This window comes from Nocardioides sp. F233 (assembly GCF_057813895.1).
In genome coordinates this window covers 146011-168890 of sequence record NZ_JBVASH010000003.1, presented here as the reverse complement: position 1 = coordinate 168890, position 22880 = coordinate 146011, and the positions used below count along the sequence as shown (strand labels likewise).

18 protein-coding genes and 2 riboswitches are annotated in these 22880 nt (G+C 71.6%); of the genes, 10 read left to right on the top strand and 8 right to left on the bottom strand.

Annotated elements, in window-relative coordinates; all coding sequences use genetic code 11:
• Positions 1-69: 69 nt before the first annotated feature.
• Positions 70-1596 (bottom strand): SDR family NAD(P)-dependent oxidoreductase, encoded by a 1527-nt coding sequence (locus ACZYRU_RS12135; protein WP_488957356.1) that lies wholly within the window; start codon positions 1594-1596, stop codon positions 70-72.
• 85 nt (positions 1597-1681) lie between these two features.
• A riboswitch (glycine riboswitch) is annotated at positions 1682-1777 on the top strand.
• Positions 1778-1880: riboswitch (glycine riboswitch) on the top strand.
• A gap of 54 nt (positions 1881-1934) precedes the next feature.
• Here ACZYRU_RS12135 and gcvT point away from each other — a divergent pair.
• From gcvT to ACZYRU_RS12110, 5 genes are all read left to right on the top strand, one after another.
• Positions 1935-3053: a glycine cleavage system aminomethyltransferase GcvT gene (gene gcvT / locus ACZYRU_RS12130; RefSeq protein ID WP_488957355.1), complete on the top strand. Its 1119-nt coding sequence runs from the start codon at positions 1935-1937 to the stop codon at positions 3051-3053.
• Between the two features lie 40 nt (positions 3054-3093).
• Positions 3094-3468 (top strand): glycine cleavage system protein GcvH, encoded by a 375-nt coding sequence (gcvH, locus tag ACZYRU_RS12125; protein WP_488957354.1) that lies wholly within the window; start codon positions 3094-3096, stop codon positions 3466-3468.
• Positions 3465-4394: a lipoyl synthase gene (gene lipA, locus ACZYRU_RS12120; RefSeq protein ID WP_488957353.1), complete on the top strand. Its 930-nt coding sequence runs from the start codon at positions 3465-3467 to the stop codon at positions 4392-4394. The genes gcvH and lipA overlap by 4 nt, the downstream gene beginning before the upstream one ends.
• Entirely contained in the window at positions 4394-5776 is a 1383-nt protein-coding gene (locus tag ACZYRU_RS12115; RefSeq protein ID WP_488957352.1) for an L-serine ammonia-lyase, read from the top strand. Before lipA ends, ACZYRU_RS12115 begins: the two co-directional genes overlap by 1 nt.
• A gap of 115 nt (positions 5777-5891) precedes the next feature.
• On the top strand, positions 5892-7340 hold the full coding sequence (locus ACZYRU_RS12110) for a diguanylate cyclase domain-containing protein (protein WP_488957351.1): 1449 nt from the start codon (positions 5892-5894) through the stop codon (positions 7338-7340).
• Here ACZYRU_RS12110 and ACZYRU_RS12105 read toward each other — a convergent pair.
• On the bottom strand, positions 7264-7860 hold the full coding sequence (locus ACZYRU_RS12105) for a TetR/AcrR family transcriptional regulator (protein ID WP_488957350.1): 597 nt from the start codon (positions 7858-7860) through the stop codon (positions 7264-7266). The two genes, ACZYRU_RS12110 and ACZYRU_RS12105, sit on opposite strands and share 77 nt — an antisense overlap.
• A 51-nt stretch (positions 7861-7911) precedes the next feature.
• Here ACZYRU_RS12105 and ACZYRU_RS12100 point away from each other — a divergent pair, with 51 nt between their 5' ends.
• Positions 7912-8766: an oxygenase MpaB family protein gene (locus ACZYRU_RS12100; protein WP_488957349.1), complete on the top strand. Its 855-nt coding sequence runs from the start codon at positions 7912-7914 to the stop codon at positions 8764-8766.
• A gap of 16 nt (positions 8767-8782) precedes the next feature.
• Positions 8783-9973 carry an acyl-CoA dehydrogenase family protein gene (locus ACZYRU_RS12095; RefSeq protein WP_488957348.1) on the top strand — a complete coding sequence of 397 codons (1191 nt, stop codon included), beginning with the start codon at positions 8783-8785 and terminating at the stop codon, positions 9971-9973.
• 54 nt (positions 9974-10027) lie between these two features.
• On the opposite strand, the gene ACZYRU_RS12090 is transcribed toward ACZYRU_RS12095, so the two are convergent.
• Both ACZYRU_RS12090 and ACZYRU_RS12085 read right to left on the bottom strand, forming a co-directional pair.
• Entirely contained in the window at positions 10028-10324 is a 297-nt protein-coding gene (locus tag ACZYRU_RS12090; RefSeq protein WP_488957347.1) for a GIY-YIG nuclease family protein, read from the bottom strand.
• 172 nt (positions 10325-10496) lie between these two features.
• On the bottom strand, positions 10497-12566 hold the full coding sequence (locus ACZYRU_RS12085; RefSeq protein WP_488957346.1) for a putative bifunctional diguanylate cyclase/phosphodiesterase: 2070 nt from the start codon (positions 12564-12566) through the stop codon (positions 10497-10499).
• A gap of 223 nt (positions 12567-12789) precedes the next feature.
• Between ACZYRU_RS12085 and ACZYRU_RS12080 the strand changes: the two genes are divergently transcribed.
• Positions 12790-14136, top strand: coding sequence for a glycosyltransferase family 2 protein (locus ACZYRU_RS12080; RefSeq protein ID WP_488957345.1), 1347 nt, complete (start codon positions 12790-12792; stop codon positions 14134-14136).
• The gene (locus ACZYRU_RS12075) at positions 14133-14354 is read left to right on the top strand and encodes a hypothetical protein (protein ID WP_488957344.1); all 222 of its coding nucleotides are present in this window, start codon (positions 14133-14135) and stop codon (positions 14352-14354) included. Before ACZYRU_RS12080 ends, ACZYRU_RS12075 begins: the two co-directional genes overlap by 4 nt.
• 473 nt (positions 14355-14827) lie before the next feature.
• On the opposite strand, the gene ACZYRU_RS12070 is transcribed toward ACZYRU_RS12075, so the two are convergent.
• The 3 genes from ACZYRU_RS12070 to glnA form a co-directional block, all read right to left on the bottom strand.
• Positions 14828-15463, bottom strand: coding sequence for an alpha/beta hydrolase (locus ACZYRU_RS12070; protein ID WP_488957343.1), 636 nt, complete (start codon positions 15461-15463; stop codon positions 14828-14830).
• Positions 15464-15696: 233 nt separating this feature from the next.
• Positions 15697-18615 carry a bifunctional [glutamine synthetase] adenylyltransferase/[glutamine synthetase]-adenylyl-L-tyrosine phosphorylase gene (locus ACZYRU_RS12065; protein WP_488957342.1) on the bottom strand — a complete coding sequence of 973 codons (2919 nt, stop codon included), beginning with the start codon at positions 18613-18615 and terminating at the stop codon, positions 15697-15699.
• Between the two features lie 20 nt (positions 18616-18635).
• Positions 18636-19976: a type I glutamate--ammonia ligase gene (gene glnA, locus ACZYRU_RS12060; RefSeq protein WP_488957341.1), complete on the bottom strand. Its 1341-nt coding sequence runs from the start codon at positions 19974-19976 to the stop codon at positions 18636-18638.
• 151 nt (positions 19977-20127) lie between these two features.
• Here glnA and ACZYRU_RS12055 point away from each other — a divergent pair, with 151 nt between their 5' ends.
• Positions 20128-20847, top strand: a complete 720-nt coding sequence (locus ACZYRU_RS12055; RefSeq protein ID WP_488957340.1) for a hypothetical protein — start codon at positions 20128-20130, stop codon at positions 20845-20847.
• 60 nt (positions 20848-20907) lie between these two features.
• Here ACZYRU_RS12055 and ACZYRU_RS12050 read toward each other — a convergent pair whose 3' ends face one another.
• Positions 20908-22533 carry a thiamine pyrophosphate-binding protein gene (locus ACZYRU_RS12050; RefSeq protein WP_488957339.1) on the bottom strand — a complete coding sequence of 542 codons (1626 nt, stop codon included), beginning with the start codon at positions 22531-22533 and terminating at the stop codon, positions 20908-20910.
• Positions 22534-22880 lie beyond the last annotated feature (347 nt).

Below are 22880 nucleotides of genomic sequence, written 5' to 3'. Positions count from 1 at the left end.
GTTCGCGAAGATGCACGGTTCGTACCAAAAAAGGGTGATGACAAGCCCGATCGGACCGTACTCACCGACTCACCAGGGTGAGGACGCGTAGTCCTTCACGAAGCAGCCGTACAGGTCCTCCCCCGCCTCGCCACGCACGATCGGGTCGTAGACTCGCGCCGCGCCGTCGACGAGGTCGAGCGGGGCGTGCCAGCCCTCGGCCGCGATCCGCAGCTTCTCGTGGTGCGGTCGCTCGTCGGTGATCCAGCCGGTGTCGACGGCCGTCATCAGGATCTTGTCGGTCTCGAACATCTCACCCGACGAGGTCCGGGTCATCATGTTGAGCGCGGCCTTGGCCATGTTGGTGTGCGGGTGCCCCGCGCCCTTGTAGCGGCGGGAGAACTGCCCCTCCATCGCCGAGACGTTGACGATGTACGCGCGGCGGGCACCGTTGTGCACCGCGGCGCGCAGCGCGGGGCGGAGCCGCGAGTTGATGAGGAACGGCGCGATCGAGTTGCAGAACTGCACCTCGAGCAGCTCCAGCGGGTCGACCTCGTCGAGCACCTGGGTCCAGGAGTTGTTGTCCTGGATGTCGGGGATCAGGCCGCCGGCGTCGATCGCGGTCCCGGCCAGGTGCGCCTCCAGCGAGGCACCGCCGGCCTTGAGCGCGAGCGCGGTCATCGAGGCCGCGTTGCGGGAGGCGAGCGCGGCCTCGGCCGACTCCCCGTCGTGGTGGGCGACGGCGGTCGAGGACAGGGCACCGGCGATGGCGGCGGGGTGCGCCTCGGAGATCCGGTCGAAGGTGACCATCTCCGGCAGCGCCTTGACGCCCAGCGACTCGGCCGAGGGCAGCGCCGTGTTCTCGCCGTCGATCAGGTGCGTGTAGGCGCCGGGCAGGCGCCGTACGGTCTGGCAGGCGTTGTTGATGATGATGTCGAGCGGGCCGTCGGCGGCGACGTCGTCGGTCAGCGAGATGACCTGGGTGGGGTCGCGCAGGTCGATGCCGACGACCTTGAGCCGGTGCAGCCAGTCGGCGGAGTCCTCCATCGCGGCGAACCGGCGTACGGCGTCCTTCGGGAACCGGGTCGTGATCGTCGTGTGCGCACCGTCGCGGAGCAGGCGCAGCGCGATGTACATGCCGATCTTGGCGCGGCCGCCCGTCAGGAGCGCGCGCTTGCCCGTGAGGTCGGTGCGCTGGTCGCGCTTGGCGTGGCTCATCGCCGCGCAGCGCGGGCACAGCCAGTGGTAGAACGCGTCGACGAGGGTGAAGTCCTCCTTGCAGATGTAGCAGCCGCGCGCGGTGAGCAGCTCACCGGCGAAGGCGCCCTGCGCGGTGGAGACCAGCGGGATGCCGGCGGTCTCGTCGTCGATCCGCATCGGCGACCCGGTCGCCGTCAGCTCGATGATGTCCTGGTCGTGCCGCTGCCGCTCCATCCGGATCTCGGCCCGCCGCTGCTTCTTGATCAGCTTGTACATGTACGACGCAGCGCGCTTCATGGTGCGCACGTCGTCGTGCTCGGGGTCGAGCAGCGGGACCTGGCGAAGGACCTTGAGGGTGATGGCGAGCTCGTCCGGGTCGATCCCGGTCAGCTGCTCCTCGGTGTCGGGGTGAGGCACCGCCCGATGGTACGGGCGCCGGCCGGCGGATGCCGTATGCTCGCCCTGCGCCATGATGCGCGTCACAACTCAACATCGCGCCGTTCGAACCCCGGCGGGAGAGTCCCAGTCCCACGAGGACGGGCGCCGAAGGAGCAAATCTCCCCAAGAATCTCTCAGGCCCCCTGACCGCCGGGACGAGGCGAACTCTGGAAAGACGGACCGGATCCACCGGCCCGCACCCACGGTGCAAGCCGCCCGACCGGGCGGTGAAGCTCTCAGGTAGCGATGACAGAGCGGGGAGGCAACCCAGCCACGAGCACGGCGTACCGCTGCGCTCTTCACGAGGAAGCCTCCCGATGACCACACCTTCAGCGACCCCGCGGCTCACGCCGCTGCACGACGTCCATGCCGCCCTCGGCGCGTCGTTCACCGACTTCGCCGGCTGGCAGATGCCGGTCCGCTACGGCTCGGAGACCGCCGAGCACCGCGCCGTGCGTACGACGGCCGGGCTGTTCGACCTCACCCACATGGGCGAGATCGAGCTGGTCGGCCCCGGCGCCGGCGCCGCGCTCGACCACGCCCTGGTCGGCCGCCCGTCCGCGATCGGCATCGGCCGCGCGCGCTACTCGATGATCTGCGCCGAGGACGGCGGCATCATCGACGACCTCGTCGTCTACCGCCTCGCCGAGGAGCACTACCTCGTCGTCGCGAACGCCAGCAACGTCGCCGTCGTCGCCCCCGAGCTGGTCGCCCGCGCCGCGGGCTACGACGTCACGGTCACCGACACCTCGATCGACTGGGCGCTGCTCGCGGTCCAGGGTCCCGCGTCCGCGGAGATCCTCGCCGGCCTGACCGAGCTCGACGTCCCGTCGCTGAAGTACTACGCGATCGACGCCGGCACGGTCGCCGGCATCGACGTGCTGCTCGCCCGCACCGGCTACACCGGCGAGGACGGCTTCGAGGTCTACTGCAAGCCCGGCGACGCCGCCGCCGTCTGGGACGCGCTGAGCAAGGCCGGCGAGCCCCACGGCCTGGTCCCCGCCGGCCTCGCCTGCCGCGACACCCTGCGCCTGGAGGCCGGGATGCCGCTCTACGGCCACGAGCTGGACCGCGACACCACGCCGTACGAGGCCAACCTGGGCCGGGTCGTCGTCCTCGACAAGCCCGAGGGCTTCGTCGGCCAGGCGGCGCTGGCCCGGCGCAAGGAGGAGGGCCCCCAGCGGACCCTCGTCGGCCTGGTCTCGACCGGCCGCCGCTCGCCCCGTGCGGGCTACCCGGTCGTCGACCCCGCCACCGGCGCCGAGGTCGGCGTCGTCACCAGCGGCTCGCCCTCGCCCACGCTGGAGAAGCCGATCGCGATGGCCTATGTCCCGCCGGCGCTGGCCGCCCCGGGCACCCGGGTCCAGGTGTCGCTGCGCGGCACCCTCGAGGACGCCGACGTCGTCGAGCTCCCCTTCTACAAGCGCAACAGCTGACCGTCCCAGCGACGCCCCACCGAACTTCCAGGAGAACACCATGAGCAACCCCACCCACCTCCAGTACACCGCCGAGCACGAGTGGATCGCCGTCGACGGTGACAACGCCAAGATCGGCGTCACCGCGTACGCCGCCGACGCCCTCGGCGACGTGGTCTACGTCGACCTGCCGGCCGTCGGCAGCACCGTCACCGCCGGCGAGTCCTGCGGCGAGCTGGAGTCGACCAAGTCGGTCAGCGACCTCTACTCGCCCGTCACCGGCGAGGTGGTCGAGGTCAACGACGCCGTCGACGCCGACCCGAGCCTGGTCAACAGCGACCCGTTCGGCGAGGGCTGGCTGTTCATCGTCAAGGTGACCGCGAACGGCGAGCTGATGGACGCCGCGGCGTACGACGCCCTGATCGCCTCGGCATGACGGCCGTGGTGCCGGAGGGGCGCAAGCTCCTCCGGCTGGAGGTCCGCAACGCGGAGACCCCGATCGAGCGCAAGCCGTCGTGGATCCGCACGAAGGCGGTGATGGGCCCGGAGTACCGCGGCCTGAAGAAGCTGGTGCAGTCCGAAGGCCTCCACACGGTGTGCGAGGAGGCCGGTTGTCCCAACATCTTCGAGTGTTGGGAGGACAAGGAGGCCACCTTCCTCATCGGTGGCGACCAGTGCACGAGGCGCTGCGACTTCTGCCAGATCGACACCGGCAAGCCGCAGCCGCTGGACCGTGACGAGCCGCGACGGGTCGCGGAGTCGGTCCAGACGATGGGCCTGAAGTACGCCACCATCACCGGCGTCGCCCGCGACGACCTCCCCGACGGCGGTGCCTGGCTGTACGCCGAGACCGTCCGGGCGATCCACGAGCTCAACCCCGACACCGGCGTGGAGAACCTGGTCCCCGACTTCAACGGCGACCCCTCGCTCCTGGCCGAGGTGTTCGAGTCACGCCCCGAGGTCCTCGCGCACAACGTGGAGACCGTGCCGCGGATCTTCAAGCGGATCCGCCCCGCGTTCCGCTATGACCGGTCGCTGGGTGTGCTGACGGCCGCGCGCGAGTTCGGACTGGTCACCAAGTCCAACCTCATCCTCGGCATGGGCGAGACCCGCGAGGAGGTCTCGGTCGCGCTCCAGGACCTCCACGACGCAGGCTGCGAGCTCGTCACGATCACGCAGTACCTCCGCCCTTCGGTCCGCCACCACCCCGTCGAGCGGTGGGTCAAGCCCGAGGAGTTCGTCGAGCTCGCCACCGAGGCCGAGGAGATCGGCTTCAGCGGCGTGCTGTCCGGGCCACTCGTGCGCTCGTCCTACCGTGCAGGTCGGTTGTACCGTCGAGCCATGGAACTCAGGAGCCAGTGATGGCGCTGAGCGTCTTCGACCTCTACTCCATCGGCATCGGGCCGTCGTCCTCGCACACGGTCGGCCCGATGCGCGCGGCGCACACCTTCGCCGCCGGCCTCGCGGCCGACGGGGAGCTGCCGCGCGTCGCGCGCGTGCGGGCCGAGCTGTTCGGCTCGCTCGGCGCGACCGGCCACGGCCACGGCTCGGTCAAGGCCGTCATCCTCGGGCTCGAGGGTGACGACCCGGCGACCACCGACACGGCGACGTACGACGCCCGGGTGGCGGCCATCCTCGAGCGCGAGCAGCTCCGGCTCGCCGGAGAGCAGGTCATCCACTTCGAGGCCGACGACGTCGTCATGCACCGGCGCCAGTCGCTGCCGGCCCACCCGAACGGCATGGTGTTCACGGCGTACGACGCCGACGGCGCCGAGCTGCGCGCCCGCACCTACTACTCGGTGGGCGGCGGCTTCGTGGTCGACGAGACCCAGGTCGGTGCCGACCGGGTGGTCGTGGACGACACGGTGCTGCCGCACCCGTTCACGACCGGCGGCGAGATGCTCGCGGTGTGCCGGGAGGCCGGGATGAGCGTCTCGGACGTCATGCTCGCCAACGAGCTGACCTGGCGTACCGAGGCCGAGGTCCGGGCCGGGCTGCTGGAGATCTGGCAGGTGATGGTGGCCTGCGTCGAGGAGGGCTGTCACCGCGAGGGCGTCCTCCCCGGTGGGCTCAAGGTTCCACGGCGAGCGCCGGAGCTGTACGCCACGCTCTGCGCGGCCGGCAGCGACGACCCGCTCGACGTCATCGACTGGGTCAACCTGTACGCACTGGCGGTCAACGAGCAGAACGCGTCGGGCGGCCGGATCGTCACCGCACCCACCAACGGCGCGGCCGGCATCGTGCCGGCAGTGCTGCACTACTGGGTGCGCTTCGTGGCCAAGGACCTGCCCCAGGAGCAGGTCGACGACGGCATCGTCCGGTTCCTGCTGACCGGCGCCGCCATCGGCATCCTGGCCAAGATGAACGCGTCCATCTCCGGCGCGGAGGTCGGCTGCCAGGGCGAGGTCGGCTCGGCCTGCGCGATGGCCGCCGGCGCGTTGTGCGAGGTCATCGGCGGCTCCCCGGAGCAGGTCGAGAACGCTGCCGAGATCGGCATCGAGCACAACCTCGGCCTGACCTGCGACCCGGTCGGCGGCCTGGTCCAGATCCCCTGCATCGAGCGCAACGCGATCGCCTCGGTCAAGGCGATCAACGCGGCCCGGCTGTCGACCCACGGCACCGGCTCGCACAAGGTCAGCCTCGACAAGGCGCTCAAGACGATGCGGGAGACCGGCGCCGACATGAAGACCAAGTACAAGGAGACCTCGCGCGGCGGCCTGGCCGTCAACGTCATCGAGTGCTGAGCCAGGCTGCAGCCCTGCCCACGCTCGCGGCAAGGGCCTCACCAGACTGCTTCGGTCGTCGTACCCCCTGCCGATGTGCCCCGTGAGAGCAGTCGAGGAGAGGGGAGCACGAGCCGTGGCACGACGCGTCTTTCGGGCCGTGCTGCCCGGGGCCGGGTTCGCGGTGGCGTACGCCCTGGCCATTCTCGTCGGCCGGGCGACCCGGGTCGACGGCAGCGAGGTGTCGCTCGTGTGGCCCGCGGCCGCGGTCGCCGTCCTGTGGGGGCTGCATGCACACGACCTCCCGCGTGTGCAGGCAGCCATCCACTGGGTCGGCCTCGGGGCACTGACCTTCGGCGTCAACCTCACCACCGGCGCTCCGGTCGGACTGGCGGCCTGGTTCTCCGGCGTCAACCTCGTCCTGGCTGCGGTCACGGTCACGGCGCTCGGGTACGGCGGTCGCCCGGTCGTCCTGCGCGCCCCGGCCGACCTCGGCCGGGTGACGGCAGCCGTGGCGGCGGGAACGGTCTGCGCAGCCGCGCTCGCGACGGCCTTCTTCGCCCTACGGGGACACCCCGACCTCCCCGAGACGTTCGCCCTGTTCGCCGTCCGCAACGGCGTCACCGCGCTCGTCGGCCTGGTGGTGGTGCTGCGCCTGCGTGACGCCCAGTGGCGCCGACCGCACTTCACGACGGCGCGCGTCGTCGAGACGGTCGCCTGCGCGGTCGTCGTGATGCTCGTGTTCGTCCGCGTCTTCTGGGTCAATCCCGGCAACCCGACTGCCTTCGCCGTGATGCTTCCGGCCCTGTGGGTGTCGCTGCGCTACACGACCACCACCAGCACCCTCTTCGCGGCGGGTGCTGGGGTGGCGATCATGACCGGCACCCTCCTCGACCGCGGGGTGCTGCAGGACCTCCCCCCGGAGCGGCAGGCCGTGCTCGCCCAGGGCATGGTCGGGAGCGTCGCCCTGGTGGTGCTGACGCTCGCCCTGTTCCGGGACTCGCGCAACGAGCTGATCGCCGAGCTGCGCGACCTCGCGCTGCGCGACCCGCTGACAGGTCTGGCCAACCGGGCGCTGCTGAACCAGCGCCTCGAGGAGCTGCTGAGCAGCGAGCCGCCGCAGACGGTCGGCGTCCTGCTCCTGGACCTCGACGGGTTCAAGCTGGTCAACGACGCCTGGGGCCACGACGAGGGCGACCTGCTGCTCGTCGAGATCGCCCACCGGCTGACCGACGTGGCCCGCCCCGGCGACACCGTGGCCCGGCTCGGCGGCGACGAGTTCGTCGTGCTCTGCCCCGGACTGGGCGACCCGGCCGAGCTGGAGCTGTGCGCCGAGCGGATCCGCAAGCGGGTCGCGCTCCCCTACGGCCAGGCGTCCGACGCGCCGTACGACCGGATCACGGCCAGCGTGGGTGCGGCCGTCTCCGAGCGCACCAGCACCGCCCGCTCGCTGCTCGCAGCCGCCGACCGCGCGATGTACGACGCCAAGCCCCCCGGCAGCCCCGGCCTCAGAGACCGGGAAGCACGCGGCGCACGATGGCCAGGAGAGCCTCGCGCAGCAGCAGGTGCGCCTGCTCGCGGCTGAGCGTCGCCTCCCTCGACCACTCCCGGATCGCGCCCCGGGCCAGCTCGCCGAAGGAGCGCACCACGGCCCGCGCCGCCGGGTCGTGCGGGTCACCGCCGACCATCTCCAGCACCCGGCCCGCCGCCAGGTCGTGCGCCTGGTCCAGGATGGCGCGGACCTCGGCGTCCTCCCCCACGCCCTCGGCCGCTCGGACGGTCAGGTACGTCGCCCGCTCGGGCGTGATCGAGCCCAGGAACCAGTGCACGGCCGCGTCGACCCGGGCGGTCAGCGAGCCGGACGGGAGCGGGACGTCCTCGAGCGTGGGCAGCAGCGAGGCGCGTCGTACGACCTCGAGGTAGAGGGTCCGCTTGTCGCCGAAGTAGTGGTTGAGCAGGCCCCGTGCGACGCCGGCCTCGTCGGCGATCCGGGTGGTCGACACCTCGGCGTACGACTGCGCGGCGAACAGCCGCTCGGCGGCCACCAGGATCTGCTCGCGCCGCTCGTCCGGGGCGAGGCGCTGGCGTCGGGCCGTCTCGGTCATGGCCCCAACCTACTATTGGCAGCCTGCCAACAAAAGGCTAGCGTTGCCGCCATGGCGACCAGCACCCCGGCTCCGAAGGTCCGCGACCTCCCTGTCCCCGTGGGCTTCGACATGCGTGACCACGTCTCCGGCATCGGCGCGCACCTCGCCGGGCCGGCCAACGTGATCATGCAGCTGAGCTGGCCCGGGGTCGGGTACGGCGTGATGAACAGCCGGGTCCACGACGGCGCCGCCACCAAGCGGCCCTTCAAGCGCGGCCGGACCACGTTCACCTACCTCGCCGTCGCCCTGCTCGGCGACGAGGCTGACCGGACCGCCTTCCGCAAGGAGGTCAACCGCCAGCACGCACAGGTGGTGTCGCGGCCCGGCGAGAAGGTGCAGTACCGCGCGATGGACCCGCGGCTGCAGACCTGGGTCGCGGCCTGCCTCTACTACGGCACCGTCGACATGATCGAGAAGATGCACGGCCCGCTCCCCGACGCCGAGGCCGACGCGCTCTACGCCCACTGCGCCCGGTTCGGCACCACCCTGCAGATGCCCGCCGACGCCTGGCCGGCCGACCGGGCCGCCTTCCAGCGTTACTGGGAGGAGGCAGAGGCGGAGGTCGACATCGATCCGGCCGTGGCGTCGTACCTGCTGTCGCTGACCCGGCTGCAGAACTTCCCCAAGCCGTTCCACCTGCTCGCGCCGTTCGTGCTGTTCGTGACGACCGGCTTCCTGCCGCCGCTGTTCCGCGACGCGATGGGCCTGCCGTGGACCGCGCGCCAGCAACGTCGCTTCGACCGGCTGCTGCGCACGCTCGGTGCCGTCGAGCGTCGGCTCCCCCGCGTGCTGCGGAACTTCCCGTTCAACCTGTGGCTCACCGACATGCGGCTGCGCCGCCGGTTCCGCCGCCCCCTCGTCTGACCTGCGGAGGAGAACCATGGACTTCGACCTGCCCGAGAGCGCCCTCGCCGTCCGCGAGGGTGTCGCCGCCGTCGCCGCCCGCTACGACCACACGTACTGGTCGCGCTGCGAGGAGGAGCACCGCTTTCCACAGGAGGTCTTCGACGACCTCGGCAACGGCGGCTGGTTCGGGCTCTGCGTGCCCGAGGAGTACGGCGGCGGCGGGCAGGGCCTGCTCGAGCTGGCCGTCGCCAACATGACCCTGTGCGCCTCCGGCGGCGTCGCCGGCACCTTCTTCTACGTCACCACGCCCGGCTTCGGCGCGATGACGCTGACCCGGCACGGCAGCGACGAGCAGAAGCAGCGGATCCTGCCCGGCCTGGCGGAGGGATCGCTCCAGTTCTGCCTCGCCCTCACCGAGCCCGACGCCGGCAGCAACGCGATCGAGATCAAGACTGCTGCCCGCCGCGACGGCGACGAGTTCGTCATCAAGGGCCAGAAGGTCTGGATCTCCAACGTCGAGAACGCCGACTGGATGGTCGCCGTCACCCGCACCATCCCGGCCGCGGAGACCCGCGAGCGCGGACTGCCCCGCACCGCCGGCTTCACGCTCTTCCTCGTCGACGTGAAGCAGGCCCTGGCCGACGGCACCCTGTCGTACACGCCGATCCCCAAGATGGGCAGCAACATCCTGCAGTCCAGCCAGGTCTTCCTCGACGACGTCCGGGTGCCCGCCGCCAACGTCATCGGCGAGGTCGACGCCGGCTTCGCCGTGCTCTGGGACGTCCTCAACCCCGAGCGCATCCTCGCGGCCTCCGGCGGCATCGGTACGGCGGACGCCGCCCTCCGGATCGCCTGCGACTACGCCCGGTCACGGGAGGTGTTCGGGCGCCCCATCGGCGCCAACCAGGGCCTGCAGTTCCCGCTCGCCCAGATCAAGGCCAAGACCGAGCTCGGCCGGCTGATGACGTACCACGCCGCCTGGCTCTTCGACCAGGGCCGCCCCTGCGGGAACGAGGCCAACGTCGCCAAGCTCACCGGCGCCCAGGTCGGCTGGGAGGCCGCCAACCAGGCCTTCCAGACCCTCGGCGGGATGGCGTACTCCAAGGAGTACCCGGTCGAGCGGATCTTCCGCGACGCCCGGATCGCCAAGAACATCCCCGTCGCCGAGGAGCTGGTGCTCGCCCACATCGGCACCCAGATGCTGGGCCTGCCCAAGTCGTACTGACGCTGAGCTCGTCGAGTAGCCCGAGGCGCTAGTCGAGGGCGTATCGAGACGCATCTACTCGCCCCGGGCGAAGTCCTTCTTCGCCAGGGCCGGAAGGGCGGCGTAGTCACCGCGGATCAGCGCCTCCCTCTTGGCCCGTGACCACCCCTGGATCTGCTTCTCGAAATTGAAGGCCTCGCGGATGTGAGCGCACTCGTACGCCCACGCCAGCTCGACAGGACGCCGGCCTGGGCGACGCGTGTAGGCAGCCCCGAGACCGGCGTTGTGCTCCCACAGCCGCTTCTCGATGTGATGGGTGCTGCCGACATAGTAGGAGCCGTCTGCGCAGCGCAGGATGTAGACGAAAGCCATGCGCGCCACGGTGGAACACCCGCGCTTGGCTGTCGAACGCTCATCCACAGGGGCCACTCAAGGCGTCTCGATACGCCGCTCGCTAGCGCTCGCAGCTACTCGACGAACTCCGAACTCAAGGCGTCTCGATACGCCGCTCGCTAGCGCTCGCAGCTACTCGACGGGCTCGGGGCTACTGGCGCGACAGTGCCCGGGTCACCATCTCCAGCGACCCGGCGGGGACACCGGGGCTGTACAGGTAGCCCTGCACCTCGTCGCAGCCGCGCTCGCGCAGGTACTGCTCCTGTGCCGGCGTCTCGACCCCCTCGGCGACGACCGTCATGCCGAGGGCGTGGGCCATCACGATGATCGCGTCGACGATGGCGGCGTTCTCCGCGGTGCTGATCTCCTGGACGAACGAGCGGTCGATCTTGAGCTTGTCGATCGGGAAGCGGGTCAGGTACGCGAGGCTGCTGTAGCCGCGACCGAAGTCGTCGACGACGATCGAGACGCCGAGCGAGCGCAGCGACTCGAGCATCGCGACGACGTCGCCGTGGTCCTCGATGAGCAGGCCCTCGGTGATCTCGACCTCGAGCTGCGAGGGCTGGATGCCGGCCAGCTCGATCGCCTCCGCGATCTCGTCCAGCCAGGCACGGCCGCGCAGCTGGCGCGGTGACACGTTCACCGCGAGACGCAGGGGGCGCCCGATCTGGTCCTGGACCCGGGCGAGCGCCGTACAGGCCGTCGAGAGGACCCAGCCACCGAGCTGGGCGATCATGCCGCCGTCCTCCGCGACCGGGATGAACCGGTCGGGCGGGACCGGTCCGAGGCTCGGGCTGGTCCAGCGGGCGAGGGCCTCGACGCCGACGACCTCGCCGGTGAGCAGGTCGACCTGCGGCTGGTAGACGAGCGAGAGCTCGTCCTGGTCGAGGGCCTGGCGCAGTGCGGCCGACAGCGAGAGCCGGTCGTTGTTCTCCTCGAGCATCGCGGGCTCGAACCAGCGGATCTCGTTGCGGCCGGCCGCCTTGGCCTGGTACATCGCGATGTCGACGTTCTTGAGCAGCGTGCCCGGGTCACGGCCGTCCGCGGGGCAGCGCGTCCCCCCGACACTGGCCGTGACCGCGAGCTCGTAGCCGTGCACGACGACCGGCGCGAGCACGTCGGCCATCAGCTCCTGGAGCCGGCGGTCCAGGTCGGCGCCGGGGACCAGGTCCTCGAGCACCATCACGAACTCGTCGCCCCCCAGTCGGGCGACGAGGTCATCGGACCGGGTCCAGGCCAGGAGCCGCTCGGCCACGACGATGAGCAGCTCGTCACCGATGTGGTGGCCCAGCGAGTCGTTGATCCGCTTGAACTGGTCGAGGTCGATCAGGACCAGGACCAGCTCGGTGCCCTCGCGCTCCGCCCGCTCCAGCGCCTGGTCGAGGTGCCGTACGAGCAGCGAGCGGTTGGGCAGGTTGGTCAGGCTGTCGTGGGTGACGATGTGCTCGATCCGCTCGCGGGCCTCGATCCGCTGGGTGATGTCGTACGCGACGACCAGGAATCCGCCCGGCGCACCGTCCTCCGGCGCCAGCGGCACGATCCACTCGTGCACCGGCACGGCACTGCCGTCCCTGCGTCGGTAGGTCCACTCCGCCTCGTCGCCGAGCGCGTGGGCGAGCACCGGCGTCCCGTCCGGGTAGAGCTGGCGCTGGGAGCCGTCGATCTGGACCAGCGAGCGCCCGATCAGCTCGTCCTGTGCCCGGCCGACCAGGTCGGCCGCAGCCGGGTTGGCGGTGACGATCCGTCCGCTCGCGTCGGTGGCGATGATGCTGAACGGCATGGTGTCGAGGATCGAGCGCCGCAGCGCGTCCTCCCGCGCCGCGACCAGTGCCTCCTGGCCGCGCAGCCGCTCGGTGATGTCGATGATCGAGGCGAGGACGTAGCGCTCCTGCCCCACGATGATCGGGTTGAGGCCGATCTCGATCGGCATCTCGGTGCCGTCCCGGCGCAGGCCGAACAGCTCGCGCCCGACACCCATCGCCCGGCGGTCCGGGCGAACGGCGTACGACGTCCGCTCGAGCCCGTGCCGCGCGCGGAACCGCTCCGGCATCAGGTCCTCGACGCCGAGGGCCAGCAGCTCCTCGCGGGTGTAGCCGAAGGCCCGCTCGGCCTCGGAGTTGACCAGGACGATCCGGCCGTTCGCGTCGACGAGCACCATCGCACTCGGCACCGCCTCGATGATGAGCCGGAGCCGCTCGTCGTCGGTCGCGTCGCGGAGCATGACTCTGTGTTCGGCTCGGGACCGCAGGATCGGAGGGGATCGGGACGTTGGTCCTGAGTTCGGCTGTCGATCGGACGGCAACGGGCCGTTCTTCGGCGTTTCGCCCCCCGCCTGCCTAGGGTCGTCGTGGAGGGAAGGGGATCTCGTGCGCTGGTTGCAACGAGCAGTAGGACTGCTCATTCTCGGGACGGCACTGGCTGGTGCCGGTTTGTTGTGGTGGTCGGTGTCCGACACCGCCCACGGTCGGGCGAAGCCGTCGGACGGCCTCGTGCTCGGTGTGTGGCACGTGCTCTACGACACGGAGGCACCCACCGTGCCGACGCTCGCCGCGGCTGCCGGCATCGCCCTGCTCTTCGCGGCCGGGGTCGCGACGCTCGAGCGCCGGATCGCCAACAAGGCTCGTCGCAGCGACGACGGCACCCACCTTCCTCTCTCCCCGCGCCACGTGATGGCCGACACCCGTGGCCTCTTCCACGGCGAGGTGACGCTGACCGTCCTGGTCCCGGCCCACAACGAGGCCCAGGGCATCGCGGCCACCCTCGCGTCACTCACCGCCCAGTCCCGCTCCCCCGAGCGGGTCATCGTCGTCGCCGACAACTGCACCGACGACACCGTCGCCATCGCGCGCCGCTGCGGCGCCGAGGTGATCGAGAGCGTCGACAACGTCCACAAGAAGGCCGGCGCGCTGAACCAGGCCCTGGCCCGGATCCTCCCCTCCCAGGGCGAGAACGACCTGGTCATGGTGATGGACGCCGACACCGTCCTCGACGACGGCTTCCTCGACTCCGTCATACGCCGGATGACCGAGGACCGCGCCCTGATGGCGGTCGGCGGCCTGTTCTACGGCGAGGACGGCAAGGGCCTGATCGGCCAGTTCCAGCGCAACGAGTACACCCGCTACGCCCGTGACCTGCGCCGCCGCCGCGGCCGGGTCTTCGTCCTCACCGGTACCGCCACGGTGTTCCGCCCGCGCGCGCTGCGCACGGTCGCCTCCGAGCGCGGCAAGCTGCTGCCCGGCGTACCCGGGGACGTCTACGACACCCTCGTCCTCACCGAGGACAACGAGATCACCCTCGCGCTCAAGTCGCTCGGCGGGCTGATCATCTCGCCGTCGGACTGCACCGTCGTCACCGAGGTGATGCCGACCTGGCGCACCCTGTGGACCCAGCGGCTGCGCTGGCAGCGCGGCGCCCTGGAGAACCTCGGCGAGTACGGCCTGCGCCCCTCGACGTTCCGCTACTGGGCCCAGCAGCTCGGCATCGGGTACGGCGTGATCGCGCTGTTCGCCTACCTGTTCCTGATGCTGCTCATGGCGCTGTCGTTCGACAGCTGGGTGTGGTTCCCGTTCTGGCTCGGCACCGGCCTGGTCTTCACGATCGAGCGGATCGCGACCGTGTGGCGCGGCGGCTGGCGGGCCCGGATCCTCGCCGCGACGCTGTTCCCCGAGCTCTTCTACGCACTGTTCCTCGACATCGTCTACCTCAAGGGGATCATCGACATGTCCCTCGGCCGCAACGCCCAGTGGGGCGAGCACACCCCCGCGCCCGTGCGCCACAAGGTGGACGCATGAACGCCCCGCTGCTCTCCACGCTCGGCATCCTCTTCCCCGAGTCGCTGGTCCGCTCGCACGCGTTCGCCGTCCTCGCCGCGTTCGTCGCGATCAACACGATGGTCTACGTGACGCTCTCGGTCGCCAAGGCGCTGCCGAAGATCTGGGTCCGGGACTACCTGCCGCGGGGCTACGAGCGGGCAGAGACCCGCAGCATCTACCCTGACGGGCCGCGGTAGCTTCCCCGTGCATCAGCCGCATGTCATGCGCGGCCGAACGTCACCCAGCTGAGCCGTCGGGCGCCCCGCATGGTCTGGGCTGAGCGGAGCGAGCGCCCAACCAACACCGCGAGTCCTGTTGGAGACACGCCAGTCCCGAACGGGCTTCCGTCGCGCAGCCCGCCGTTTCTGGACGGAGGAGCGAGCGAGGAACGAGCGAGCGGGGGAGGAAGAAACGGCGTTGGCAGGCGGCGCGACATGCGCGAGCGGAGCGAGCGCCACAATGACACCGCGAGTCCTGTTGGAGACACGCCAGTCCCGAACGGGCTTCCGTCGCGCCGCCCGCCGTTTCTGGACGGAGGAGCGAGCGAGGAACGAGCGAGCGGGGGAGGAAGAAACGGCGTTGGCAGGCGGCGCGACATGCGCGAGCGGAGCGAGCGCCGAAATGACACCGTGAGTCCTGCACGCAGCGCACCGGGCCCGCGCCAGTGACCTCAGGCTGAGAGGTTCGCGAGCCACTCACCCAGCGCGGCGACCGCACCTGCCGACACACCGTGCCCTCCGGCGTCCCGCCAGGTCGTGGTGACCGAGCCGGCGTCGCCGGTCAGGTAGGCCCAGGTCTCGTCGAGCAGCTCGCGCGGGATGACCTGGTCGGCGTCGCCCTGCGCGACGAAGACGGGTACGCCGGCCAGCCGGCCCGGCGTGACGGGCACTCCCGCGTCGAACGGCAGCGTGCCGTGCAGGATCGCGGCGCCGGCGAAGCGGCCGGGGTGCGCGAGCACGAGTCCGCCCGCGAAGGCCGCTCCCCCGCTGAAGCCGACCAGCACGACCGGCCGCGCCTCGGGGCCTTCGGGGTGCTCGGCGTCGAGCCAGGCCCGGAACCACGCCATCGTCTCGGCCAGCGAGGCCGCGACCGGTCGGCCGATGCCGCGGTTGGCGAACCACGCGTAGCCGCCGCCCTCGGCGATCGGCGCCCGCACGGCGACGTACGACGGACCGTCGGGCAGGTGGTCGACGAGGCCGATGATCGACGCCTCGTCGGCGCCGCGGCCGTGCAGCAGGACGACGACGGGCGCGTCGGGGTCGTCGCCGCCCCGGCGGAGCACGACGGGCTCGGGGAAGGAGGTCATGACCCCAATATACTTGAATGTTCAACTAGATGCGATGCATGCCGACCCGAGCGCACCGCCGTACGAGCTGACGGCTCAGCGTCCGGCCGCCTCGGCACGCGCACTCCGACGGCAAATGTGGACACGTGTCAGGTCAACCTCACCCTTCTGCCCCCAACGGTCCGGTGATGTGTCTATGATGTGCGATGTCGGGCCGCGACCGACCCCCCCAGAGGTCGCGGCCCGGCGCCTATTTACTCCCAGAACACCCGGTCCACCACGGCGTGCGCGTGCCGGGTGACCCGCAGGTAGTCGTCGAGGAGCCGGTCGGTCTCGGTGAGCTGGTAGCCGAGGATGCCGGCGACGGCGCGCCGCTCGAGCACCGCGCGGGGGAACTCGTCGCCCGCCCGGCCCCGGGCGAGCAGGACGGCGTTGCGGACCCGGGTGGCGAGGCGCCAGGACGCGCCGAGGGTGAGGGCGTCGTCGTGGGTGATCAGGTCGGCCTCGGCGGCGGCGGTGAGGGCGGCCAGGGTCTGCGTGGTGCGCAGGCCGGGGACCTCGGCGCCGTGGCGCAGCTGGAGCAGCTGGACGGTCCACTCGATGTCGGCCAGTCCCCCGCGCCCGAGCTTGAGGTGGAGGGCGGGGTCGGCGCCGCGCGGGAGGCGCTCCTTGTCGACGCGGCCCTTGATCCGGCGTACCTCGATCGCGTCGTCCTCGGTGAGCCCGCCGACCGGGTAGCGCAGCGGGTCGACGAGGGCGGTGAACCGTTCGCGGAGGTCGAGGTCGCCGACGACGGCGTCGGCGCGCAGGAGGGCCTGGGCCTCCCAGACGTGCGACCACTTGGCGTAGTAGGCGGCGTACGCGTCGAGGGTGCGGACCAGCGGTCCCTGGCGGCCCTCGGGGCGCAGGTCGGCATCGACGACGAGCGCCGGGTCGGGACCGGGTACGGCGAGCACCCGGCGCACCTCCTCGGCGACCAGGCGCGCGAAGGTCGTGGCCTCGTGGGCGTCGGCGCCCTCGACCGGCTCGTGGACGAACAGCACGTCGGCGTCGCTGCCGTAGGACAGCTCGAAGCCGCCGTACCGACCCATCGCGACGATCGCGATCCGGGTCGGGACGGTCTCGATGCCGCGGGCGCGGGCGGTCGACTCGATCGCGCCGCGCAACGTGGCCTCGAGCGTCGCGTCGGTGAGCCGGGTCAGCGCGAAGCCGACGTCGGCGACGTCGATCAGGCCGAGGACGTCGCCGGCGGCGATCCGCAGCAGCTCGCGACGGCGTACGGCGCGCACGGCTCGCACGCCCTTCTCGAAGCCCTCCTGGCGCCCGCCGGTGGCGAGCATCTCGTCGGTGAGCGCGGCCGAGCCGAGCGGGTGGAGGTCACCACCGAGCAGCCGGACGCCGGCGGGCTCGCGCTCGAGCAGGTCGGTGCAGTAGCGGGAGGTCGCGAGCAGGTGGGCCAGTCGCTCAGCGGCCTCGCCCTCGTCGCGCAGCGTGGAGAGGTACCAGGGAGTGCGGCCGAGCGCCTCGCTGATCCGGCGGAAGCCGAACAGGCCGCCGTCGGGGTCGGGGCACTCGGCGAACCACTGCAGCATCGCCGGCAGCAGGGTGCGCTGGATGGCGGCGGTGCGACTGACGCCGCTGGTCAGCGCCTCCAGGTTGCGCAGCGCGGCCTGCGGGTCGGCGTACCCGAGCGCAGCGAGGCGAGCGCCGGCGGCCTCCGAGGACAGCCGCACCTCGTCTGCACCGATGCGCGCGACGGCGGTGAGCAGCGGGCGGTAGAAGATCTTCTGGTGCAGCCGGCTGACCTCGCGGCGGTGGTCCTGCCAGGTCTCCTCGAGCTTCTTCTGGGACTCCTTGAAGAAGCCGAGGCTGCGGCCGAGCCGGCGCAGCGATGCCTCGTCGGAAGGCACGACGTGGGTGCGCTGCAGCCGGTGCAGCTGGATCCGGTGCTCGAGCTGGCGCAGGAACGCGTAGGCGCGGTGCAGGGACTCGCCGTCCTCGCGGCCGACGTAACCGCCCTCGGTGAGCCGGGCCAGCGCGCTCAGCGTCGTGGGCGGGCGGATCGACTCGTCGGCCCGGCCGTGGACGAGCTGGAGCAGCTGGACCGCGAACTCGACGTCGCGCAGCCCGCCGGCACCGAGCTTGAGCTGGCGGTCGGCCTCGCGGGCCGGGATGTGGTCGAGCACCCGGCGCCGCATCGCCCGCGCGGCGTCGACGAAGCCCTCGCGGTCCGCCGCGGTCCACACCATCGGTGCGACCATCGCGACGAACTCGCGGCCGAGCTCGAGGTCGCCCGCAACGGGCCGTGCCTTGAGCAGGGCCTGGAACTCCCACGCCTCGGCCCAGCGCTCGTAGTAGCTCTGGTGGCTGGCCAGGGTCCGGCTCAGCGGGCCCGCCTTGCCCTCCGGTCGCAGCGCCGCGTCGACCGGCCAGATCGTGCCCTCGGCGGTGTGGTCGGCGCAGACCTGCATCAACTGGGCGGCCAGTCGCGCCGCGACCCGCTCGTCGCCCTCGTGGACGAAGAGCACGTCGACGTCGGAGACGTAGTTGAGCTCGTGCCCGCCGCACTTGCCCATCGCCACCACCGCCAGCCGTACGCCGACCGCCGCCTCCCCGACGCGCGCCCGGGCCACGACCAGCGCGGCGTCCAGGGTCCCGGCGGCGAGGTCGGACAGCTCGGCCGCGGCGTCGTCGACGCCGAGGTGGTGGGTCAGGTCGCGGGCGGCGAGGCGCAGCAGGTGGCGCCGGTACTCCACCCGCAGCGCGTCGACGGCCTCGTGGTCGGGCCTGTCGGTGACCGCCGCGATCAACGCGGCACGCACCGCCCAGGCGGCCGGGCGGGTGGAGCCGAGGTCCGGGTCGGCCAGCTCGCGCCACTGACCGGGATGGGTGGCCAGGTGGTCGGCGAGCGCGGCGCTCGCGCCCAGGACGCAGAGCAGCCGCATCGCCGTGCCCTCGTCGTCGCCGACGGCGGCGAGCAGCTCGTCCCGGTCGTCGACGGCGTCGGCCAGGCGGCACAGCCCACGCAGGGCGGCGTCCGGGTCGGCGGTCCGACCCAGCAGCGCGAGCAGGTCACCGGCGCCCGGACCGAGCTGCTCCAGGTCCGCGACCGCGCGGTCGAGCTCGACGAACCCGAGCCGGAGCAGCTCGGTGCGCTGGGTGGCCCGGTTCACGGCAGGTCCTGGATCCAGGCCTACAGGACCGGGAGCATCCGGTCCCGCTCGAAGGCCGAGACCTGACCGCGGTACTCGTCCCACTCGGCCCGCTTGTTGCGCAGGAAGTAGTCGAAGACCTGCTCCCCCAGCGTGTCGGCGAGCAGCTCGGAGTGCTCGGCGATCGCGATGGCGTCGTGCAGGCTCTTGGGGAGCGGCTCGATGCCGAGGCTGCGGCGCTCGCGCTCGGTCAGCGCCCACACGTCGTCCTCGGCCTCGCGCGGCAGCTCGTAGTCGTTCTCGATGCCCTTGAGACCGGCGGCCAGCACGGCGGCGTACGCGAGGTAGGGGTTGCAGGCCGAGTCGATGGTGCGCAGCTCGACGCGCGTCGACTGGCCCTTCATCGGCTTGTACATCGGCACTCGGACCATGGCGGAGCGGTTGTTGTGGCCCCAGCAGATGTACGACGGCGCCTCGCCGCCGAACATCATCCGCTTGTAGGAGTTGACCCACTGGTTGGTCACGACGCTGATCTCGCTGGCGTGGCGCAGGATGCCGGCGATGAACTGGCGCCCGGTCCGCGAGAGCTGGTACTCCGCACCCGCCTCGTAGAAGGCGTTCTGGTCGCCCTCGAAGAGCGAGAGGTGCGTGTGCATGCCGGAGCCGGGATGGGTGGTGAACGGCTTGGGCATGAAGGTTGCCCAGATCCCCTGACTCAGCGCGACCTCCCTGATGACCGTGCGGAAGGTCATGATGTTGTCGGCGGTGGTCAGCGCGTCGGCGTACCGCAGGTCGATCTCCTGCTGGCCGGGACCGCCCTCGTGGTGGCTGAACTCCACCGAGATCCCCATCGCCTCGAGCATGGTGATCGCCTCGCGGCGGAAGTCCGAGCCGTGGGAGTGCGCCGCGTGGTCGAAGTAGCCGCTGCGGTCGATCGGGACCGGCTCGTCGCCCGAGCTCGGCTCGTCCTTGAACAGGTAGAACTCGATCTCGGGGTGCGTGTAGAAGGTGAAGCCCTGCTCGGCTGCCTTGCCGAGGGTCCGCTTGAGGACGTTGCGCGGATCGGCGTACGACGCCGAGCCGTCCGGCATGACGATGTCGCAGAACATCCGCGCGGTGGCCGGGCCCTCGGTGCTGCGCCACGGCAGGATCTGGAAGGTGGTCGGGTCGGGCAGGGCCAGCATGTCGGCCTCGTAGACCCGGGCGAAGCCCTCGATGGCCGAACCGTCGAACCCGATGCCCTCGGAGAAGGCACCCTCGAGCTCGGCCGGAGCGACCGCCACGGACTTGAGGAAGCCCAGGACGTCGGTGAACCAGAGCCGCACGAACCGGACGTCGCGCTCCTCGAGAGCGCGCAGGACGAAGTCCTCTTGCTTACCCATGGCCGCAGCCTAGTGATCCCGGGTGACGGGCGTGTTGCAGCGCGACTCTTTGGTGAAACATCACCGATTTGGGCCGGGGGGTCCCGGGACCATGGTCCCGGCCGGGAGGTCCCGGTCCTCGTAGTGAGAAACACAAGTGGGGAGAACCACAATGTCTGTCTGGAAGAGCCGCACCGCTGCCGTCGCCGTGGGCGCCACCATCGTCGTGGGCCTCGGGGCGAGCGGGTCCGTCGCCGCCGACCTGATCACGTCGAAGGACATCAAGAACGAGACGATCAAGTCGAAGGACGTCAAGGACGGCACGCTCAAGAGCAGCGACGTGAAGGACGGCGACCTGACCGGCGCCGACATCGCGGACGGCTCGATCGCGCTGGCCGACCTCGCGCCCGGCGCTCGCGGTGCCGCGCCCGCGCAGGCCGTCGGCGTCAACGGCGTCGAGGTCGCGACCCTGGCCGACGACGTCGTCATCGCCCACATCGGTGGCCCGATCAACGACAACAACACCAACCTGAACACCGCGCTGACGCTGCCGGCGGGCACATACCTCGTCACCGTCGACGGCGCCTTCGAGAGCTCGGTCGACGCGACCGACGGCTCGGTCGACGTCTTCCCGCAGCTCTCGCTGTGGCTCGACAAGAACGGCGACAACGCGTTCCGCTGGCAGGACGGCGAGGGCGACATCAGCCCCAACACCCTGATGCCGACGGTCAAGAACCGCCACCGCTCCGTCAGCGGCACGACGGTCATCACGCTGACCGCGCCGACCAAGGTCGGCCTGCTCGCGTTCGGGTACGACGAGAACCAGGGCACCGCGCGCAGCGGCGAGATCAAGGTCACCTCGGCCACGATCACCGCGACCCCGCTGAGCTGACGGGCTGATCCCGACTCCACGATGCGCCGGGCTCGGGCCCGGCGCATCGTCGCGTGCGGCTCAGGTGAGCGCGAACATCCGCAGGTGCATCGGCAGCACCACGACCGACGGCCCGCGCTCGGCCAGCGCCTCCGCGAGCACGGACCCGATCGTCGCGGGCGTCGCCTCGTGCGCCGCGACGCCGAACGCGCGGGCGACGTCCACGAACGACGGCCGGGCCAGCTCGGTCGCGGTGGCCGCGCCGAACGCGCCGTTCATGTACTCCCGCAGGATCCCGTAGCCCCCGTCGTCGATGATCAGCCAGGTGACGTCGGCGTCGTGCTGCCGGGCGGTGGCCAGCTCGGCGATGCCGTACATCGCCCCGCCGTCGCCCGACACCGCCAGCGTCGGCCGGCCGTCCGCGATCGCCGCCGACAGCGCGGCCGGGAAGGCGAAGCCGAGCCCGCCGGCACCCTGCGCCGAGTGGAAGCCAGCCTCGCGCGGGTCCCAGACCGACCAGGCCCAGTAGCCGGCGATGGTCATGTCCCAGAACGTGTGCATCTCGTCCGGTACGGCGGCCCGCAGGTCCGCGAGGAGCGCCCGCTCGGGCGCCAGGTCCTGCCCGGCCAGACGCTCCTCGACCTGCTGCCGGAGCCGGGCCGCGACCGCCGCCCCCTGCCGCCGGGCCTCGTCGCCCGCGTCGGGCAGCCGGTCGGCGATCGCGCCGAGCGCGAGTCCGGCATCGGCGTGGATGCCGAGGCACGGGTAGTTGGAGCCGAGCACCCGCGGCTCCGCGTCGACCTGGATCAGCCGCCCCTGGGGCGCGAAGGTGAAGTAGTTGCTCGTGACCTCGCCGATCGTCGTACCGACGGCGAGCAGGACGTCGGCCTGCTCCAGCAGGTCGGTGGTGTGCCGGTCCTCGATCCAGCTGGCCGCCGAGAGCGGGTGGGCGAAGGAGATCGCGCCCTTGCCGCCGACGGTCGACACGACCGGCGCACCCAGCGCCTCGGCGACCCGGACCAGCTCGGCCGGGCCGGTGCGGGAGCGTCGTACACCCCCGCCGGCGAGGATCACCGGGCGCTCGGCCGCGGCCAGGAGGCGCGCGGCCTCGTCGGCCAGCTCGGCGCGGGCGGGCCGCTGCGGGATGTCGGTGACGGCGGAGGTCACCGGCGGCACCGGGGCGTCCTCGAGCAGCACGTCCTGCGGGATCTCGACCCAGGTCGGCCCGGACGGCACGGCCTGCGCGAGCGCCCAGGCGTCGGCGATCGCGGACGGGACGTGCGCCGCGTCCAGGACCACGGCGGTGGACTTGGTGACGTTCTGGGCGCTCTTCTGCTGGTCGTCGGTCTGGTGCAGCAGGCCGTTGCGGCGCCCACCGATCCCGCGCCGTGGCACCTGGCTGCTGATGACCAGGACCGGTACGCCGGTCGTGTAGGCCTCCTGCAACGCGCCGAGCGCGGTCAGCGCGCCGGGCCCGGTGGAGACGAACATGACGGCGACCCGGTCGGCGACGCGGGCGTAGCCGTCGGCCCCGAAGGCGGAGTTGTTCTCCACGCGCGAGCTGACGAACTCCAGGTCACTGCGCCGGATCGCGTCGAACAGCCCGAGGGCGTGCTGGCCCGGGATGCCGAAGACGTGGGTGACGCCGAGCGCCGTGAGCGTCTCGACCACGACGTCGCCGCCGTTGCGGATGTGGGTGCCGGTCATGCGTCCCTCCTCGATGCCGATCCGGAGCGGGTCACCCGGAGGGCGAACCACAGGTCGAACCGGTCGATCCCCGACTCCGCGCCGTGGCGTCGAGCGGCGCCAGGAACTGGTCGGCGAACGAGCGCGCCGTGACCGAGCACCATACGCGGGGCATGACGCCCGGCACGCAACACCTGCTGATGCCGGTGGGCAAGTCGCCGGGCGGCCCGGTCGCCAGCGTGCCCGCCGGGCAAGGCCTGCTCAACCCGGCCCGGCCGGTGACCGACGACGTCCCGGCGCTCGAGGCCAGCGGGTACGCCGGCGCACCGGGCAGTACGGCTTCCTGCCGACCCTGCAGCAGAAGGGTC